Source organism: Motilibacter deserti (assembly GCF_011250635.1).
Classification (GTDB): Bacteria; Actinomycetota; Actinomycetes; order Motilibacterales; family Motilibacteraceae; genus Motilibacter_A; species Motilibacter_A deserti.
This window is the reverse complement of record NZ_JAANNP010000002.1, coordinates 45,188-62,463: the sequence shown is the minus strand read 5'-3', so window position 1 is coordinate 62,463 and position 17,276 is coordinate 45,188. Positions and strand designations below refer to the sequence as shown.

At 75.2% G+C, this 17,276-nt stretch carries 16 protein-coding genes and 1 riboswitch; of the genes, 11 read left to right on the top strand and 5 right to left on the bottom strand.

Going from position 1 to position 17,276, the window contains the following annotated elements; translation table 11 throughout:
* Positions 1 to 35: 35 nt before the first annotated feature.
* The 3 genes from G9H71_RS05380 (at position 36) to G9H71_RS05370 (ending at position 2,709) form a co-directional block, all read left to right on the top strand.
* Entirely contained in the window at positions 36 to 1,292 is a 1,257-nt protein-coding gene (locus G9H71_RS05380) for a magnesium transporter MgtE N-terminal domain-containing protein (protein WP_166279293.1), read from the top strand.
* Positions 1,282 to 1,875 (top strand): DUF1003 domain-containing protein, encoded by a 594-nt coding sequence (locus G9H71_RS05375; protein WP_166279290.1) that lies wholly within the window; start codon positions 1,282 to 1,284, stop codon positions 1,873 to 1,875. The genes G9H71_RS05380 and G9H71_RS05375 overlap by 11 nt, the downstream gene beginning before the upstream one ends.
* Positions 1,876 to 1,977: 102 nt before the next feature.
* Positions 1,978 to 2,709 (top strand): DUF2382 domain-containing protein, encoded by a 732-nt coding sequence (locus G9H71_RS05370; RefSeq protein WP_166279287.1) that lies wholly within the window; start codon positions 1,978 to 1,980, stop codon positions 2,707 to 2,709.
* Here the strand turns inward: G9H71_RS05370 and G9H71_RS05365 are convergent.
* From G9H71_RS05365 to G9H71_RS05350, 4 genes are all read right to left on the bottom strand, one after another.
* Entirely contained in the window at positions 2,699 to 3,913 is a 1,215-nt protein-coding gene (locus G9H71_RS05365; RefSeq protein ID WP_166279284.1) for an MFS transporter, read from the bottom strand. The genes G9H71_RS05370 and G9H71_RS05365 overlap by 11 nt on opposite strands.
* Before the next feature lie 88 nt (positions 3,914 to 4,001).
* On the bottom strand, positions 4,002 to 4,691 hold the full coding sequence (locus tag G9H71_RS05360) for a FadR/GntR family transcriptional regulator (protein ID WP_166279281.1): 690 nt from the start codon (positions 4,689 to 4,691) through the stop codon (positions 4,002 to 4,004).
* Positions 4,692 to 4,897: 206 nt separating this feature from the next.
* Positions 4,898 to 6,457, bottom strand: a complete 1,560-nt coding sequence (locus G9H71_RS05355) for a GAF domain-containing protein (protein ID WP_166279278.1) — start codon at positions 6,455 to 6,457, stop codon at positions 4,898 to 4,900.
* A gap of 106 nt (positions 6,458 to 6,563) precedes the next feature.
* Positions 6,564 to 8,798 carry a putative bifunctional diguanylate cyclase/phosphodiesterase gene (locus G9H71_RS05350; protein ID WP_166279275.1) on the bottom strand — a complete coding sequence of 745 codons (2,235 nt, stop codon included), beginning with the start codon at positions 8,796 to 8,798 and terminating at the stop codon, positions 6,564 to 6,566.
* A 49-nt stretch (positions 8,799 to 8,847) separates the two neighbouring features.
* Positions 8,848 to 8,954: riboswitch (TPP riboswitch) on the top strand.
* Positions 8,955 to 9,057: 103 nt separating this feature from the next.
* Here G9H71_RS05350 and G9H71_RS23470 point away from each other — a divergent pair.
* From G9H71_RS23470 to G9H71_RS05330, 5 genes are read left to right on the top strand one after another with little or no spacing between them, the layout of a single operon-like run.
* Entirely contained in the window at positions 9,058 to 9,819 is a 762-nt protein-coding gene (locus G9H71_RS23470) for an ECF transporter S component (protein ID WP_231134266.1), read from the top strand.
* A gap of 2 nt (positions 9,820 to 9,821) precedes the next feature.
* Complete coding sequence (locus tag G9H71_RS23465) at positions 9,822 to 11,282, top strand: ABC transporter ATP-binding protein (protein ID WP_331272762.1); 1,461 nt, start codon at positions 9,822 to 9,824, stop codon at positions 11,280 to 11,282.
* A gap of 2 nt (positions 11,283 to 11,284) precedes the next feature.
* A complete protein-coding gene (locus G9H71_RS05340; RefSeq protein WP_166280476.1) occupies positions 11,285 to 12,040 on the top strand; it encodes an energy-coupling factor transporter transmembrane component T family protein in 756 nt (251 codons plus the stop codon).
* 44 nt (positions 12,041 to 12,084) lie between these two features.
* Positions 12,085 to 13,920: a GspE/PulE family protein gene (locus G9H71_RS05335; RefSeq protein WP_331272761.1), complete on the top strand. Its 1,836-nt coding sequence runs from the start codon at positions 12,085 to 12,087 to the stop codon at positions 13,918 to 13,920.
* A 20-nt stretch (positions 13,921 to 13,940) separates the two neighbouring features.
* Positions 13,941 to 14,321: an HNH endonuclease gene (locus G9H71_RS05330; protein ID WP_166279269.1), complete on the top strand. Its 381-nt coding sequence runs from the start codon at positions 13,941 to 13,943 to the stop codon at positions 14,319 to 14,321.
* Between the two features lie 11 nt (positions 14,322 to 14,332).
* Here G9H71_RS05330 and G9H71_RS05325 read toward each other — a convergent pair whose 3' ends face one another.
* A complete protein-coding gene (locus tag G9H71_RS05325) occupies positions 14,333 to 14,797 on the bottom strand; it encodes a MarR family winged helix-turn-helix transcriptional regulator (RefSeq protein ID WP_166279266.1) in 465 nt (154 codons plus the stop codon).
* Positions 14,798 to 14,890: 93 nt separating this feature from the next.
* Here G9H71_RS05325 and G9H71_RS05320 point away from each other — a divergent pair, with 93 nt between their 5' ends.
* The 3 genes from G9H71_RS05320 (at position 14,891) to G9H71_RS05310 (ending at position 17,217) form a co-directional block, all read left to right on the top strand.
* The gene (locus tag G9H71_RS05320) at positions 14,891 to 16,042 is read left to right on the top strand and encodes an Mrp/NBP35 family ATP-binding protein (RefSeq protein ID WP_166279263.1); all 1,152 of its coding nucleotides are present in this window, start codon (positions 14,891 to 14,893) and stop codon (positions 16,040 to 16,042) included.
* Between the two features lie 351 nt (positions 16,043 to 16,393).
* Complete coding sequence (locus G9H71_RS05315; protein WP_231134265.1) at positions 16,394 to 16,819, top strand: winged helix-turn-helix transcriptional regulator; 426 nt, start codon at positions 16,394 to 16,396, stop codon at positions 16,817 to 16,819.
* Positions 16,820 to 16,884: 65 nt separating this feature from the next.
* The gene (locus G9H71_RS05310; protein WP_166279257.1) at positions 16,885 to 17,217 is read left to right on the top strand and encodes a thioredoxin family protein; all 333 of its coding nucleotides are present in this window, start codon (positions 16,885 to 16,887) and stop codon (positions 17,215 to 17,217) included.
* Positions 17,218 to 17,276: the final 59 nt, after the last annotated feature.

The following is a 17,276-nucleotide window of genomic DNA, read 5'->3' as shown; positions in this document are numbered from 1 at the left end:
GGCTGCGCGCGCGCCGCAACGGCTAGCCTGCGCCCATGAGCGGTTCCCGCGTCTTCGCCGCGCGCCTGGCCGGCACCGGGGTCTTCGACCCGACCGGTGACCAGGTCGGCAAGGTGCGCGACGTCGTCTGCGTGCTCCGCCCCGGGCACCGCCCGCCGCGCGTCCTCGGCCTGGTCGTCGAGGTGCTCGGCCGGCGGGCCGTCTTCCTGCCCATGACCCGCGTGACCGCGGTCGACGTGGGCCAGGTCATCACCACCGGGCTGGTCAACATGCGCCGCTTCTCCCAGCGGCCGACCGAGACGCTGGTCATCGGCGAGCTGCTCGACCGCAAGGTCACGCTGCTCGATGACAAGACGACGGTGACGGTCGAGGACGTGGCCCTCGAGCAGACCCGTGCCCGCGACTGGGTGCTGCAGAAGGTGCACGTGTCGCGGCCGGCGAAGGGGCTGCGCCGACGCGGGGAGACGTTCACCGTCGACTGGGACTCGGTGACCGGCTTCACCCTCGAGGAGCAGGGCCAGGGCGCGACGAACCTGCTCGCCGCCTTCGAGGAGATGCGCGCCCCGGACCTCGCCGCTGTGCTGCACGACCTGTCGCCCAAGCGTCGTGCCGAGGTCGCCGCCGCCCTGGACGACGAGCGCCTGGCCGACGTGCTCGAGGAGCTGCCGGAGGACGACCAGGTGGAGATCCTCGGCAAGCTCGAGGAGGAGCGCGCCGCAGACGTCCTCGAGGCGATGGGCCCGGACGACGCGGCCGACCTGCTCGCGGAGCTGCCGACGAACGAGGCGGAGAAGCTGCTCGGCCTCATGGAGCCGGCGGAGGCGGCGGACCTGCGCCGGCTGCTGACCTACGGCGAGCTCACCGCGGGCGGCATGATGACGACCGAGCCGGTGATCCTGCCGCCGTCGGCCACCGTCGCCGAGGCGCTCGCCCGCGTCCGCAACCCCGACCTCTCCCCCGCGCTCGCGTCGGCGGTCTACGTGTGCCGCCCGCCGCTGGAGACGCCGACCGGCAAGTACCTCGGCACATGCCACATCCAGCGGCTGCTGCGCGAGCCGCCGTCGGCGCTCGTCTCCGGCATCGTCGACAGCGGCATCGAGCCGCTGCTGCCGCACACCGCGCTGCCCGCCGTGACGCACTACCTCGCGACCTACAACCTCGTCTCGGTCGCCGTCGTCGACGAGAACGACCACCTCGTCGGGGCCGTCACCGTCGACGACGTGCTCGACCACCTGCTCCCCGAGGACTGGCGCGACCGCCCGGCCGACGTCGAGGTGCCCCGTGGCTCGTGAGCGGCGTACGGCGCACGCGCGGCCCGGGCTGGACGTCCCGCGCGAGTCCCGCCGGCGCGGGGTGCCGCGCCCGACGTACGACCCGGACGCCTTCGGAGCCTTGTCCGAGCGGGTCGCGCGCTTCCTCGGCACGTGGACCTTCATCGGCTACATGACGGCGATCGTCCTCACCTGGGTGGTGTGGAACGCCGTCGCCCCGGAGAGCCTGCGCTTCGACGAGTACCCCTTCATCTTCCTCACGCTGATGCTCTCGCTGCAGGCGTCGTACGCCGCGCCGCTGATCCTGCTCGCCCAGAACCGGCAGACCGACCGCGACCGCGTCCAGTGGGAGCAGGACCGGGCGCGCAGTGAGCGCAACATCGCCGACACCGAGTACCTCACCCGCGAGGTCGCGGCGCTGCGCATCGCGCTCGGCGAGGTCGCCACCCGCGACTTCCTGCGCAGTGAGCTGCGGGCGATGCTCGAGGAGCTCGAGGAGAAGGACGAGCGCCGGGCGCTCGCCGCCCGCGAGCCGGCGGCCGCGGACAGCGCGGCTGACGGCTCCGGGCGCCCGGGGACGGCGCCCGACGACCGGCTGCGCTGACCGCCGCAGGCTCCTGCGCCGACGGTTGCGCTCGCGCGCCACCGGGAAGGCCGGATGGCGCAGCGCGGGCACGGCCCGCCCGCCCATCAAGGAGGAACGGCGATGATCTCTCGCGACCAGGCGCAGGCCCTGCTGGGCCACGACGCGTACTCCGCCGAAGGCGAGCGGATCGGCGAGGTCGTGCAGGCCTTCCTCGACGACAGCTCCGGGGAGCCGAAGTGGGCGACTGTCCGCACCGGGCTCCTCGGCGCCCGCGACCGGGTGGTCCCGCTCGCGGGGGCCGAGGTCACGCCCGAGGGGCTGGCGCTGCCCTACCCCCGCGACCTCGTGCGCGAGAGCCCCGACGTGAGCGTCGACAGCGGGCACATCGCGCCCGAGGAGGAGGATGCGCTCTACGCGTACTACGGCACCGGCGCGCAGGCGCGCTCCGCCGAGTCGGGCCTCGAGGCCACCGATGACGCCATGACCCGCTCGGAGGAGCGGCTCGTGACCGGCGTCGAGACGGTCGTCGGCGCCCGCGCCCGGGTCGAGAAGTACGTCGTCACGGAGACCGAGACGGTGACGGTCCAGGTCCGCCGGGAGAAGGTCCGCCTGGTGAGCGAGCCCGTCGAGGAGTCCGACACCCTCCGCGCGCCCGCCGACGGCACCGAGTTCCAGCCCCGTGAGCAGGTCCTCGTGCTCTACGCCGAGCGCCCGGTCGTCACCCTCGAGACCGTGCCGGTCGAGCGGGTGCGCGTCGTCGTCGAGCCCGAGACGACGGACGCCACCGTCACCGCCCCCGTCCGCAAGGAGCGGATCGAGCTGACGACGGAGGAGGAGCGGGTCAGCCGATGACGCGCTGACGCCCGGACAGCACCGCGAACACGACCTGTACCGCGGCCAGGGCGGTCAGGAGCGACAGCGGGACGGTCCAGCCGTCGCTGGCGTCGTGGAGCGCGCCGATGACCACCGGGCCGGCGGCCGCGAGCGTGTAGCCCACGCACTGGGCCATGCCCGAGAGCGCGGCGGCCTGCCCGTGGTGCACCGTGCGCAGGCCGAACAGCGTCAGTGTCAGCACGAGCGCGACACCGGCGCCGAGCCCGGCGAAGACGACCCAGAGCAGCGCCGCGCCCGGTGCGACGAGCAGCCCGGCCGTGCCGATCAGGATCAGCGTCGAGCACAGCGCGCCGAGCGTCCGCTGGTCGGGGAAGCGCCGCATCAGGAACGGGGTGCTGAGGTTCGAGAGCACGGCGACGACCTGGTAGACGAAGAGGTACCAGCCGGCCGTCGTCTCGGAGATCCCCTCGTCGTGCACGATCGAGGGCAGCCACGCGATGACGTCGTAGAACACCAGCGAGTGCAGGCCCATGAACGCGGTGACCTGCCACCCGAGCGCGCTGCGCCACGGCGAGCGGTAGTCCGGGCTCGGGTCGAGGGCGGCCGCCCGCGCGTGCATCGGCCGCGTCGTCGAGCGCAGCTGCGGCACCCAGAACGCCGCGGCGATCGCACTCGCGCCCGCCCAGAAGCCCAGCGCGAGCCGCCACCCGTCGGGCTCGTCGCCCGCCATGGGCACGGCGATGCCCGAGGCGATCGCGCCCACGACGGTCTGGGTGGCGGCGTAGGACCCGATCACCAGCGCGGCCTTGCCGGCGAAGTCGCGCTTGACCAGGCTCGGCAGCAGCACGTTGAAGAAGGAGATCGCACAGCCGAGCAGCGCCGTGCCCACCCAGATCGCCCCCGTCACCGGGACCGAGCGCAGCACGATGCCGGCGGTCAGCAGCAGCAGCGCGCCCCAGAGCGTGCGCTCCATCCCCACCTTGGAGGCGACGACCGGGGCGACCGGAGAGAGCAGGGCGAAGGCGAGCAGCGGAAGCGCGGTGAGCAGGCCACCCGCGGCGCTCGAGAGCCCGGTGTCCAGCCGCAGGTCGTCGAGGAGCGGGCCGACGCTCGTGAGCGAGGCGCGCATGTTGGCGCCGATGAGGAGGATCCCGACCACCAGCAGCACGGTGCGGGTGCTGCGCGCCGGCAGCGCCGGGGCGGTCGGGGCGGTGGCGGTCATCGGGGCGTCGTCTCCTGCGGTCGGCTGAGGGCGGCGGGCTGGTGCGGCGGGTGGAGGTGCGGTCGGCCGGGGTACGCGTGTGGCAGCGCTACCGGTCGGGCGTCGGGAGCGCGGCCTGGCCCTCGGCCAGCAGCGCGGCGGCGCACGCCTCGGCGGCGTCGGGGTCGTGCCCGGCGACGGCGTCGAGCAGCTCGGAGTGGCGAGCGTGGACGCCCCCGTCCTCGTGCAGCGCCGCGCTCTCGCTGATCGTGCGGGTGATCGGCGACGTGAGGTACTCGTAGAGCTCGGTGAGCAGGACGTTGCCCCCGGCCGCGACGACCGCACGGTGGAAGGCGAAGTCCGCTTCGGCGAACCGCTCCAGCGCCCCGGCCGTCTTGGCCTCGTGGCGGGCGTCCAGCAGCGCGCGCAGGTGTGCGATGTCGTCGGCGGTCGCCCGCTCGGCCGCGTGGCGCGCGCCGGCCCGCTCGAGCAGCGCGCGGACCTCGAAGGCGTCGCGCAGGTCGCCCGCCGCCACTCGCCGCCCGAGCGACACGCGCAGCTCGCTGTCGGCGCGCACGTAGGTGCCGTCGCCCGGCCGCGCCTCGAGCAGGCCGGTGTGGACGAGCGCGCGCAGCGCCTCGCGGACCGTGCCGCGGCTGACACCGAGCTGCTCGGTGAGCCGGTGCTCCGCGGGGATCCGCGAGCCGAGCGGCCAGCTGCCGTCGGCGATCAGCGCGCGCAGCTGGTCCGCGACCTGCGCGGACAGCGGCGCGGAGCGCTGCGGGGCGACGAGGGACATCAGACTCCCAAATGTTGGACAGCTGGAGAGTAGGGCCAACTCCTTCGCCGTGGCAACAGGTGGGCCAGCGCCGCCCGCGACCGCCGCGGTCCGCCGCGGGAAGCAGCTTCACCGGCAGGGCAAGAAGGCCGCTGGCCTGCGCGCCCGCCAACGCAGCGGAGCGGAAGGCCTGCCGGGCAGGCCTTCCGCTCCGAGGTGTCCGAGCGTCAGTGCTGGGTCTCGAAGGCCTGCGCCATCAGGGCCTGCGCCTCCAGGGCCTCGACGATCCGGGCCTGCACGGCGTCGAGCTGGCCGATGATCTCGCTCGTGGCATGGATGCCGGCGGACACGGACTGGCTGCTGGCCTGGATGCCCGCGATCTGGTCCGTCACCCGCTGCGTCGCGGACGCGGTCTCGCGCGCGAGGTCCTTGACCTCACCGGCCACGACCGCGAAGCCGCGCCCGACCTCGCCGGCGCGCGCGGCCTCGATCGTCGCGTTGAGCGCCAGCAGGTTCGTCTGGTCGGCGATGTTCGAGATGATCTTGATGACGTCGCCGATCGCGGCGGACGCCTGGCCCAGCGCGTCGACCTCGGTGGTCATCACCGACGCGCGACCGACCGCCTCGGCGGCGACACGGCCGGCGTCCTCGCCCGCCTCGCGCAGCTGGCTGACCGTCTCGAGGAGCGACGCGGCGTTGCGCTGGTCGTCCTCGGCCCGGCGCAGGATGTCCAGCCGCTGCGAGACGAGCTGCTGGACGTTGCGCAGCGCCGACGCCCGCGTCTCGGACAGCTCGATCGTCCGGGTGACGAAGAAGTCCATCGTGCCGACCACGCGGTCGCCCGACATGATCGGGAAGCAGACGCCGGACTTCACCCCGGCACGCTGGGCGCTGGGCGCCCGGACGCAGTCGGTCACCTCGGCGAGGTCGCGGACGAAGACGAGGTCGCGGGAGCGCCAGGCGCGCCCGGACAGGCCGACGCCCTCGGCGAACGAAGCGGCGAGGGTCACCTTGCGGAACTCGTCACCGGCGGTGCCGGACTCGACGGCGAAGCGCAGCACGCCCGCCTCCTCGTCGAGTGCCCAGAACGAGCCGTACTGCCAGCCGAAGGCGCTGCGCACGGTGTCGAGCGCGATCCGCAGGGCCGACTGCTCGTCCTTGGCTGCGGAGACCTTGCTGACCACCTCGGTGACCGCGGCCCGGTCGCTCAGCGTCTCGCGCAGCTGGGCGGTCGCTACCGCGCCGTGACGGGCGCGCGACACCAGGCGCTCGAGCGCCTCCCACTTCTCCGCGCGGGGGCCGAAGAACGGCAGCTCGCCGCGCGTGTAGAACTCCTTGACGGAGATGACCTTGCCGTCCTCGATGACCGGCATCGCGCAGCCGGTCACCATGCCGGCGGCACGGGCCGCCGTCCACCGCAGGCAGGCCGGCGCCGACTCGTCGCCGTGGACCATGACGGGGCGCCGGGTGCGGATCGCCTCGGCCACCAGGCCCTTGGCTGCCGCGTCGGTGCGGTCTCCGGCGCCGGCCGCCGTGAGCTCGGCGACGAGGGTGCCCGACTCCCCCGCCAGCCAGTAGCCGTTGCCGTCGGCGGGCAGCCACACCGCGCCGTACTCGAAGCCCAGCGCGCGCACGAACCCGTCGGTCACCTTGCGGTGGGCGTCCACGTCGTCGGTGACGCCGCTGTCCAGCGCGGAGAGGACCTCCTCGATCGCCTCGACGTCACGCGGCTGGGGAAAGGCCGCGGCCGCAGCCACATCGCCTCGCCCCCCACGGAACAACGACATCACGGACTCCTTCAGGTCTCGTGCGCCACCCGACGTGTCGCTTCCCTCCCATTCGGCCGGGCCGCGGCGGAGCTGAGCGCCTTGCCCCACGCGTGACCAAGAAGGCTTAGGCCCCCTGCGCCCCCACCCCGACGGCGGCCAGCTCGCGCAACCCGCCCGGCGCCCCGAAGTGGTAGCCCTGACCGGCGTCCACGCCCAGCGCGCGCAGCCGCGCGGCCGCTGCCGCCGACTCCACCCCCAGCGCGACGACCTCGACCCCGAGCTGGCGGGCGAGGCCGGTGACCAGCGGGAGCAGCGCGGGCTCGTCCGGCGCCGCGCCTGCCCCGCCGACACCCGGCTCGGTCTTGAGCATCGCGAGCGGCAGCCGCTGCAGGTCGGCCAGCGACCAGCGGCCGGTGCCGATCTCGTCCAGCGCGAACCTCACCCCGGCGGCGTGCAGCGCCCGGAGCCGCGCGAGCACGTCGGGCGCGCCCAGGTCGCCGCAGGCCGGGAGCTCGACCACGAGCGCGTCGGGCGGCAGCCCGGCGTCCGACAGCGCGCCCAGGACGTCGTCGACGAAGTGCGGGCTCGACGCGTGGGCCCGGCAGACGTTCACGCTGACGTACGCCGTCGCCAGCGCCGGCCCCTGCTCGCGCGCCGCAGCCAGCTCCCGGCAGGCCGCGCCGACGACCCACCGCCCCAGCCGCGCGCCGAGCCCGGCGACGGACACCTCGCGCAGGAAGTCGGCGGGCGCGAGCGACCCGAGCGTCGGGTGGTCCCAGCGGATCAGCGCCTCCACCCCGAGCAGCTCGCCCGTCGCCAGGCCGACCACGGGCTGGTAGTCCAGCCGCAGCTCGCCCCCGTCGATCGCCGACGGCAGGGCGGTGCGCAGGGCCGCCTGCCCGTCGCGGCTCTCCCGCATCGAAGGCCGGTAGGCGAGCACGTCGGAGCCGCCGGCGGACTTGGCGGCGTACATCGCGATGTCGGCCGCGACGAGCAGGTCCTCCTCCTCGGGCAGGACCGGGCGCGCGGACAACGGTGCCGGCCCGGTGGCGAGCCCGACGCTGACGCCCAGTCGCGCCACGCCGGCCCCGGCCAGCTCCACCGGGAGCGCCATCTGCTCGACCAGCCGGCGCCCGACCCGCAGGCCCTCCTCCTCGTCGGCGTCGGGCAGCAGCACCGCGAACTCGTCCCCACCGAGGCGCGCCACGGTGGCCCCGGGCCCCGCGGCCAGGACGAGGCGGCGAGCGGTCTCGCGCAGCGCCCGGTCACCGTGCTCGTGGCCGAACCTGTCGTTCACGGGCTTGAACCCGTCGACGTCGCAGTAGAGGACGGCGACGGCCCGGCCCTCGCCGCGCGCGTGCTGCATGCGCTCGCCGAGCAGCGCGCGGTTCGCCAGCCCGGTCAGCTGGTCGTGCAGCGCCTGCTCGCGCAGCGCCCGCTCGAGCCGGCGCCGCTCGGTGACGTCGCGCGCGGTCACGACCACGCCGCCGAGGACCGCGTCCGCGCGGTGGTCGGCGACGGCCCACTCCATCTCCCGCCACCCACCGTCGCCGTCGACGGCGCGCACGTGCAGGGTGGTGGTCGCCGTCCCGTGCTCGAAGGCCGCCCGCAGCGCGGCGACGGCACGGTCCCGGTCCTCGGGGTGCACGGTCTCGGCCAGGGCGTCGCCGAACGCCACTCCCAGCAGGTCGGCGGGGTCGACGCCGTGGATCGAGCGGACCGACGGGCTGGCGTACGTGATCCGGCCGTCGGCGTCGAGCAGCACGGTGACGTCGGAGGCGTTCTCCACCAGGGCGGCGAACCGGCGCTCGTCGTGCGCGCGCAGCTCGGCGGTGACCGCACGCATGCGGCCCATCGCCCACGCCGTCGCCTCGCCGAGCACGATGACGATCAGGACGAAGTAGCCCATCGACGAGTTCAGCAGGTGCCGCTCGCGGTCGTCGCCCGCGACCAGGTGGAGCGGCCACCAATAGCCCACGGCGAGCACCGGGAGCACCGCGACGCTCGTGCCGCGCGGTTGGGTGGCCCCCACCCAGAGCGTGAGCACGACGAAGAAGATGACGGCGTCGTAGGGGTTGGGGCTGGCCCAGTTGCCGAAGCCGATGAGCACGCTGGCGACGGGGACGATGGCGAGCAGCGCCCGCTGCGGCCACCGGTCCCACGGCAGCCGCCACAGCACCACGGCGAGCACGGCGACGAACGCCGCCAGCGCCGAGGTGTAGACCCGGGCCGGCCCGTGCAGCATCGTCGCGGCCGCCATGCCGGTCGACACCGACGCGACGCCGCCGAAGCAGGCGGCCGCCCGCCCCGCCGCGACCCGCCGGTCCAGTGGCTCCCCCCGGGAGCCCGCCCTACGCATGACGGCCCCTATCGGCAGCGGCCGCCGGGTCCTGAGCTAGTCTCGCGGCGCAACACCGCAGGGGAGCGCTGCAGCGCTGAGAGTGCGGGAAGGACCCGCAGACCCTCGAACCTGATCCGGATCATGCCGGCGCAGGGAGTCGGTCCATCCTCGCGACCGCGGACGCCCCCGACGGGCGTCCCGCTGTCGCGGGGCTCGTCAGTCGTCATGCTCGGCCAACCGCTCCCCTCCTCGGACTACCCGCAGGAGGGACTTGCTCATGAGCCTCACCATCCCGCACGGCGGCCCACTGCGGCCGCTGGACGCAGCGGTCGGCGTCGTCCTCGGCGCCGTCACGCTGCTGCTCGTCCTCGCCTACGACCAGCCCCGCTCGGCGGCGATCGGCGGCGCGCTCGTCGTGGCCGTCGGCGCCGGCCTCGTCACGCGCGGCGTCCGGGCCAGCCGATCGGCCGCCCCCTGGCGCACCGTCGACATCGTCGTCGCCGCCGTCCTCTCGGTGGCCTGCGGCGTCGTCTTCTGGGCGTGGGCCTACCTCTGGGACGCCGTCAAGCCGGCGTTCGTCGCCTTCCCGCCCGGGCAGGCGCTGATCTACGGCATGTGGTTCCTGCCCGCCGCGCTCGTGCCGCTCATCGTGCGCCGGCCCGGCGCCGCCGTCTTCGCCGAGCTGGTCGCCGCGACCGTCGAGTGGATGCTCTTCAGCCAGTTCGGCCCCGCGGTCATCGTCTACGGGCTGGTGCAGGGGCTGCTGGCCGAGTGCGCCTTCGCCGCCACCGGCTACCGGCGCTGGACGCTCGGCGTCGCGCTCGCGGCGGGGGCGCTGGCCGGCGCGGGTGCGGCCCCGCTCGACTGGGTCTACTCCTACCCGTTGTGGTCGGTCGCCTGGAAGCTGGCCTACCTCGGCATCGTCGTCGTCTCCGGCGCGCTGCTGACCGGGCTGCTCTCGTGGTACGCCGTGCGGGCCCTCGCCCCGACCGGCGCGCTCAGCGCGTTCGCGGCCGGCCGCGAGCGCGAGCTCGTCTGACCGTGGCGGCAGAGCCCGGCCGGCCCCGGCCCGTCGCCGTCGAGGCGCGCGGGTGGGGCTGGCGGCACGCCGGCCGGCGGGCCTGGGCGCTGCGCGGCGTGGACCTGCGCGTGGCGCCCGGCGAGCGGGTCCTCGTCCTCGGCCCGTCCGGCGCCGGCAAGAGCACGCTGCTCACCGCGCTCGCCGGCGTGCTCGACCCGGCGGCCGCCGAGGAGCAGGAGGGCGAGCTGCTGCTCGACGGGGTGGCGGCCCGGGCCGCGCGCGGGCGGGCCGGGCTGCTGCTGCAGGACCCGCAGTCCCAGCTCGTCATGGCCCGCTCCGGCGACGACGTGGCGTTCGGGCTGGAGAACACCGCCGTCCCGGCCGACCGCATCTGGCCACGCGTCGACGCGGCCCTGGAGACCGTCGGGTTCCCCTACGGCCGCGACCGGGCCACGGCCGCGCTCTCCGGCGGCGAGGCCCAACGGCTGGCGCTGGCCGGCGTCGTCGCCATGGCACCGGGCCTGTTGCTGCTCGACGAGCCGACGGCGAACCTCGATCCCGAGGGCGCGGACGTCGTGCTGGCCGGGGTGCGCCGGGTGCTCGACGCGTCCGGGCCGACCCTGCTCGTCGTCGAGCACCGGGTCGCGCCCTGGCTGCCGCTCGTCGACCGCGTCGTCGTGCTCGCCCCCGGCGGCGGGGTCGTCGCCGACGGCCCGCCGTCGCGGGTGCTCACCGGCAGCGTCGGCACCGCGCTCGCGGCCGACGGGGTGTGGGTGCCGGGGCGCGAGCCCGCCCCGCCGCCGCGTACGCCTCCCCCGCCGGGCGCTGCCCTGCTCGAGGCCGCGGACGTCACGCACCGCCACGCCAAGGGCGCGCCGCCCCGGCCCTACGGCGTGAGCCTCACCCTGCACGCCGGGGAGGCGGTGAGCGTCACCGGGCGCAACGGCGCGGGCAAGACGACGCTCTCGCTCGCCCTCGGTGGGCTGCTGCGCCCGACCGGCGGGACCGTCACCGCGACTGCGGCGCTCGGCCCGGACCGCCGCCCGCTGTGGCGGTGGCGGGCGGCCGCCCTCGCCGCCCGGGTGGGGACGGTGTTCCAGCAGCCGGAGCGCCAGTTCCTCACCGGCCGGGCCCGCGACGAGGTCGCTCTCGGGCCGCGGCGGGCGGGCGTACCCGAGCAGGAGGCGCTCGCCCGGGCCGACGAGCTGCTCGAGCGGCTGGGGCTCGGCCGGCTGGCCCGGGCCAACCCGCACACGCTGTCCGGCGGGGAGCAGCGCCGGCTGTCCGTGGCGACCACGCTGGCCGCGGCGCCCGCCGTGCTCGTGCTCGACGAGCCGACGTTCGGCCAGGACGCGCGCACCTGGGCCGAGCTCGTCGCCCTCCTGCGCGGACTGCTCGACGCCGGCACCGCCGTCTGCGCCGTCACCCACGACCGGGCGTTCGTCGACGCGCTGGCCGGGCGAGAGCTGCGGCTGCCGTGACGATGCCGACGCCGGGCGACGCGCGCAGCACCGCGCCGCTCGCCCGCTTCAACCCGGTGGCCGCCCTCGGCGCCTGCCTGGTCCTCGCCGCGGCCGCGCTCGCGGCGCGCGACGCCGTGACCGAGGCGCTGCTCCTGGTGCCGGTGGCCGGCGGAGTGCTGCTCGCCCGCGTCGGCCCCCGCGCGCTGGCGCGACGCGGATGGCCGGTCCTGCTCGGCGCGCTCAGCGTCTTCCTCTCCAACGCGCTGCTCGCGCCGGGTCCCGGCCTGGCGGTCGCCGACGCCGCCCCGCTCGTGCTCCGCGTCGTCGTCATCGCGCTGCCCGGGCTGCTCGTCGCGACGACCGTCGACCCGACCGACCTCGCCGACGCCCTCGTGCAGCGGCTCCACGCGCCCGCCCGGTTCGCGTACGGCACGCTCGCCGCGCTGCGCCTGATGCCTCTGCTGGCTGCGGAGTGGAGGGCGCTCGGGCTCGCGCGCCGTGCCCGCGGGGTCGACGCGGGGCGCAACCCGGTCGCGGCGCTGCGGCTGTTCGCCGGCCAGGCGTTCGCGCTCTTCGTGGCCGCCGTCCGCCGCGCCGCCCGGCTGGCCACGGCCATGGACGCCCGCGGCTTCGACACCGCCGGGCCGCGGACCATCGCCCGCGCGCAGCCGTTCGGCCGCCGCGACGCCCTGCTGCTCGGCGCGACGCTGCTGCTCGCCGTCGCGGCGACGGCGACGAGCGTGGCGCTCGGCACGTGGGAGCCGGTCCTGGGGTGAGCCCCCGCCGCTCAGGTTCGGGCGGGGGCTGCCGAAGAGGTGGTGTGACGGTTTCGCACGCCTCGGATCCCCTGCCGTACGCGGTGTCCTACTCGGAGCCGGGCTTCGCCGACACCTCCTACGTCCCGCAGCACGCGGCCCCCGCGCCTGCCGCCCCGTCCTACGGGTCCTACGGCGGGCTCAGCTCGATGCCGCGCAAGCGCATCGGCGACGTGCTCATCGAGGCCGGCGTGCTCACCCCGGCCGACCTGGACCGCGCGCTCCAGGCGCAGAAGGACGCCACGGGCGAGCGCCGCCGCCTCGGCGAGGTCATCACCGAGCTCGGCCTCGCCTCCGAGCGACAGGTGGCGAACGCCCTCGCGAGCGTGCTCGGGCTGCGCATGGTCGACCTCGGCGGCATCGTCGTCAGCCCCGACGTCGTCCGCTCGCTGCCGCGCAGCGTCGCCGACCGCACCGGCGTCCTCGTGCTCGAGCGGCTGGCCGACGGCGGCCTGCGCGTCGCCACCTCCGACCCCACGAACGTCCTCGCCCTCGACGACGTCCGGCTCTACACGAGCGCGCCGCGCCTCGAGGTCGTCGTCGCGACCGCGTCCCAGGTCACCGAGCACCTCGGCCGCGCCTGGTCGCTGTCCGAGGACAGCGCCGACGTGGCCACGGTCATCGAGGGCATCTCGGCCGAGACCGAGAGCGAGGCGGACTCCGGCGGAAGCCCGGACGACGCTCCGACGGTCCGGCTCGTGAACATGGTCTTCAGCGACGCCGTACGCGCCGGCGCCAGCGACGTGCACATCGAGCCGCAGCGCGAGGTCCTGCGCATCCGCTACCGCATCGACGGCATGCTGCGCGACGTCATGACGGTCCCGCGCCGGGCCGCCCCCGCGGTCGTCAGCCGCATCAAGATCACGTCCGGCCTCGACATCGCCGAGCGCCGCCTTCCGCAGGACGGGCGCGCCCGCATCAGCGTCGACGGCACCTCCGTCGACACCCGCATCAGCACGATGCCCTCGATCCACGGCGAGAAGGTCGTGGTCCGCCTGCTCATGCGCGCCGAGCAGGTGCCCGACCTCGGCGGCGTAGGCATGACGCCCGACCAGCTCTCCGTGCTGCGTTCGGCGATGCGCGAGCCGCAGGGCCTCGTCCTCATCACCGGCCCGACCGGCTCGGGCAAGACGAGCACGCTGTACGCCGCGCTGCAGGAGATCGTGCGCCCGGAGCGCAACATCGTCACGCTCGAGGACCCCGTCGAGGTCCAGGTGCCCGGCATCACCCAGGTGCAGATCAACGAGCGCACCGGCATGACGTTCAGCCGCGGGCTGCGCGCCATCCTGCGCCAGGACCCCGACGTCGTGCTCGTCGGCGAGGTCCGCGACACCGAGACCGCCGAGCTCGCGCTGACCGCGTCGATGACCGGCCACCTCGTGCTCTCCACCCTGCACACCAACAGCGCCGTCGCCGCCCTCACCCGCCTGGTCGACATGGGCGTCGAGCCGTTCCTCGTCGGGTCGTCGCTGTCCTGCGTCGTCGCGCAGCGGCTCGTCCGGCGCGTGTGCACCAGCTGTGCCCGCCCCACCGCGGTCGACCCGGCGGTGGCGACCGCGCTGAGCCTGTCCCCTGCCGAGCTCGTCGACGCGCGGCCTCTGGTCGGCGAGGGCTGCAGCGTCTGCTCCGGCACCGGCTACAAGGGCCGGGTCGGCGTCTTCGAGGTCATCGAGGTCACCCCGACCGTCCGCAGCGTCCTCATCCGGGAGAAGACCGAGGTGGCCGTGGCCGAGGCCGTCGCCACCGAGGGCGGGCGCACGCTGCGCGACGCGGCGCTCGTGCTGGCCGCGCGCGGGGAGACGACGTACGACGAGGTCGCCCGGGTCGTGCCGCGCTACTGACGGACGTACCGTCGGACGGTATGGAACGCCGGCCTCCCGGGCGCGCCGAGCGGCTGGGCCTCGCGCTCGAGCGTGACGGCGCCCGCTGCGTGTGGTGCGGCCGGGGCTTCGGCCCGCTCGTGCGCCCGACCACCGAGCACCTGGTGCCGCGGGTCAAGGGCGGGCCGTCGTGGCTGGAGAACGAGCTGCCGGCGTGCGCGCGCTGCAACCGCGAGCGCGGCCACCGGGCGGTCGTGGAGTGGCTCGAGGAGTGCGAGCGCCGCGGCTGGCACCCCGACGTACCCGTCCTCGAGCGCGCCCTCGACGCGCTGGACGCCGCGATCCGGGTACGCGGCGGGCAGCGCCGCGCCCGGGCGTACCTCGACGGGCAGCGGCGCCGGATGCGGCGCCGGGCCGCCTGACCAACCGCTCCTCAGTCGTCCAGCAGCTTGCGCAGGACGCCGTCGAGGGCGTCCAGGTCCGACTCGTCGAGCCGCGAGATGACGTAGTCGTTCACGCCGCGCAGGTGGGTCCCGGAGGCGCTGCGCAACCGCTCGTAGCCCGCGTCCGTGAGGACGGCGAACAGCCCGCGGGCGTCGCTCTCGCAGGCCTCGCGCGTGACGAGCCCCTCCCGCTCGAGCCGGTCGACCAGCCGGGTCAGGCCGCTGCGCGAGAGCATCACCGCGTCGGCGAGCTCGGTCATGCGCAGCCGGCGCTCCGGGGCCTCCACGAGCTGGACGAGCACGTCGTAGGACGCGAGCGGCAGCGAGTGGGCCTCGAGCAGGTCGGCCTCGAGCCGGCGGATCGTCTTGGCGTGCGCGCGCAGGAACCGCTTCCAGACCGCGATCTCGCGCTCGCCGAGCCGGACAGGGACGCGGGGAGCGGGCAGCGAGGTCATAACGGACCCATGCTAGACCGACACGGGCATCCGGGAACTTGCGCGCGCCTTCACCAGTTCGATCCGGTCGCGGGGGCTCGTAGCATTCTCGGCATGCCCGCCCCCACCGTCGCGTCCGTCGAAGCGGCCCTCGCCCGTGTGATCGACCCCGAGATCCGCCGTCCCATCACCGACATCGGCATGGTGGAGTCCGTCGAGGTGGCGCCCGACGGCGCCGTGACGGTCGGCATCCTGCTGACGACCGCCGGCTGCCCGCTGCGCGACCGGATCAACGCCGACGTGGCGCGCGAGGTCGGCGCCGTGCCGGGCGTGACCGCCGTCGGCACCCGCATGGGGGTGATGTCGCAGGAGCAGCTCACCGCGCTCAAGAGCTCGCTGCGCGGAGGGGCTCCCGAGAAGGCCGTCCCCTTCGCCTCGCCGAGCTCGCTCACCCGGGTGTACGCGGTGGCGAGCGGCAAGGGCGGCGTCGGCAAGTCCTCGGTGACCGTCAACCTCGCGGCCGCCATGGCCGCCGACGGGCTCTCGGTCGGCGTCGTGGACGCCGACATCCACGGCTTCTCGGTGCCGCGCATGCTGGGGGTGTCGGGCAAGCCCACCAAGGCCGGCGACATGATCCTGCCGCCCGTCGCGCACGACGTGAAGACGATCTCGATCGGCATGTTCGTGCCCGACAACACCCCCGTGGTGTGGCGCGGGCCGATGCTCCACCGCGCACTGCAGCAGTTCCTCGTCGACGTCGCCTGGGGCGACCTCGACGTGCTGCTGCTCGACCTGCCGCCCGGCACCGGCGACATCGCGATCTCGCTCTCCCAGCTGCTGCCGACGGCGGAGGTACTCGTCGTCACCACGCCGCAGCTCGCGGCCTCCGAGGTGGCCGAGCGCGCGGGCTCGATCGCGACCCAGACCCACCAGCGGGTCGCGGGCGTCGTGGAGAACATGTCCTACCTGCCGTGCCCGCACTGCACCGAGCAGGGCATCGACCACCGGCTCGACGTCTTCGGCTCCGGCGGCGGCCAGGCCGTCGCGGACGCGCTGGCCCTGAAGCTCGGCGCCTCCGTGCCGCTGCTCGGCCAGGTGCCGCTCGACACCCGCCTACGCGAGGGAGGCGACGCCGGCGTGCCGCTGGTGCTCTCCGACCCGACCGCCCCCGCTTCCGCCGCCCTGCGCGACGTGGCGAAGGGGCTCGCCGCGCGTGGGCGCGGGCTGCTCGGGCGTCAGCTGGGAATCACGCCGATCAGCGCGTAGCGCCCCGCTCGCCTTCGACAGGGCACCTGCGACCTTGGGTCGGGGTGCCCTTCGTCGTTGCCGCCGCGATGGCTGTCACGGCAGCGGCGCGCCCGCGTCGCGACGTTCTTCACTCCCAGTCCCGGCCTTGCCGCTTCCAGCGCGCCTCGCCCCCCTCGGCACTGCCTTGCACCCGCCGGCACTGCCTTGCACCCCTCAGCACTGCCTTGCACCCCTCGGCACTGCCTCGCACCCCGGACCGGGGGTGCACGGCGCTGCTCGAAGGTGCGGGGCATGCACGAGCGCCCCCTGCCCCAGTCGCCCTTCCAGCACCCCTTCCGTCGGCTGGGTACACGGTCTAGACTCAGAACTATGAGGGACCGGGTCGCGGACGTGCTCGCCGTCATCGGCGAGCGCTGGGCCCTGCTCGTCGTCCGCGAGGTCGCACTGGGCCTGCGGCGCTTCGACGAGATCCAGGCCGCCACGGGCGCGCCGCGTGCCGCCCTGTCCGACCGGCTCCACCGGCTCACGGAAGCCGGCGTGCTCCGGACGCGGCCGTACCAGGTGCCAGGCAGCCGTGCCCGGCTCGAATACACGCTGACCGAGGCGGGCTACGACCTGCTGCCCGTCCTGTCGGCGCTCTCGGACTGGGGTGAGCGACACCTGCACCCGGACGCGACACCGGCGGTGGACTACCGCCACGGCCGCTGCGGCGGGAAGGTCACCGCCCGCCTGGTCTGCGAGTGCGGGGAGCAGGCCACCCCTCACGACCGGCTCGTCGCCCAGGTCAACCGCTAGCCACAGGACCACCAAACGACGGGCAAGGCCCCTCGCCGCCATACCCGCACTCGACAGGAGCTCTCATGGCGCTACCCACGACCACCGACGCGCAGTTCGCCGCTGACGTCCTCGCCAGCCCCATGCCGGTGCTGGTCGACTTCACGGCAGAGTGGTGCGGGCCGTGCCGCATGGTCACGCCGGTACTGGAGCAGATCGCGGCCGACGAGGCTGGCCGGCTGCGCGTCGTCGCGCTCGACGTCGACGCCAACCCGATCACGAGCTCGACGTACGGCGTGCTCGGCATGCCGACGATGGGCCTGTTCGTCGGCGGCGAGCTGGTGACTACCGTCGTCGGGGCGCGGCCGCGGACCGCGATCCTGCGCGCGCTCGAGCCGCATCTGGCTGCTGCGGGCTGAGGCCGCTCACGCTCCGCTCACGGCGGCCAGCCGCCCGAGGCGCGCTCATCTCCTGCGTG

Bases quoted from the DNA above. Each gene is read 5' to 3' on its own strand.
- G9H71_RS05380 (WP_166279293.1), top strand. From the start codon at position 36: ATGAGCGGTTCCCGCGTCTTCGCCGCGCGCCTGGCCGGCACCGGGGTC.
- G9H71_RS05370 (WP_166279287.1), top strand. From the start codon at position 1,978: ATGATCTCTCGCGACCAGGCGCAGGCCCTGCTGGGCCACGACGCGTAC.
- G9H71_RS05365 (WP_166279284.1), bottom strand. From the start codon at position 3,913: ATGACCGCCACCGCCCCGACCGCCCCGGCGCTGCCGGCGCGCAGCACC.
- G9H71_RS05360 (WP_166279281.1), bottom strand. From the start codon at position 4,691: ATGTCCCTCGTCGCCCCGCAGCGCTCCGCGCCGCTGTCCGCGCAGGTC.
- G9H71_RS05355 (WP_166279278.1), bottom strand. From the start codon at position 6,457: ATGTCGTTGTTCCGTGGGGGGCGAGGCGATGTGGCTGCGGCCGCGGCC.
- G9H71_RS05350 (WP_166279275.1), bottom strand. From the start codon at position 8,798: ATGCGTAGGGCGGGCTCCCGGGGGGAGCCACTGGACCGGCGGGTCGCG.
- G9H71_RS23470 (WP_231134266.1), top strand. From the start codon at position 9,058: ATGAGCCTCACCATCCCGCACGGCGGCCCACTGCGGCCGCTGGACGCA.
- G9H71_RS05340 (WP_166280476.1), top strand. From the start codon at position 11,285: ATGCCGACGCCGGGCGACGCGCGCAGCACCGCGCCGCTCGCCCGCTTC.
- G9H71_RS05330 (WP_166279269.1), top strand. From the start codon at position 13,941: ATGGAACGCCGGCCTCCCGGGCGCGCCGAGCGGCTGGGCCTCGCGCTC.
- G9H71_RS05325 (WP_166279266.1), bottom strand. From the start codon at position 14,797: ATGACCTCGCTGCCCGCTCCCCGCGTCCCTGTCCGGCTCGGCGAGCGC.
- G9H71_RS05320 (WP_166279263.1), top strand. From the start codon at position 14,891: ATGCCCGCCCCCACCGTCGCGTCCGTCGAAGCGGCCCTCGCCCGTGTG.
- G9H71_RS05315 (WP_231134265.1), top strand. From the start codon at position 16,394: ATGAGGGACCGGGTCGCGGACGTGCTCGCCGTCATCGGCGAGCGCTGG.
- G9H71_RS05310 (WP_166279257.1), top strand. From the start codon at position 16,885: ATGGCGCTACCCACGACCACCGACGCGCAGTTCGCCGCTGACGTCCTC.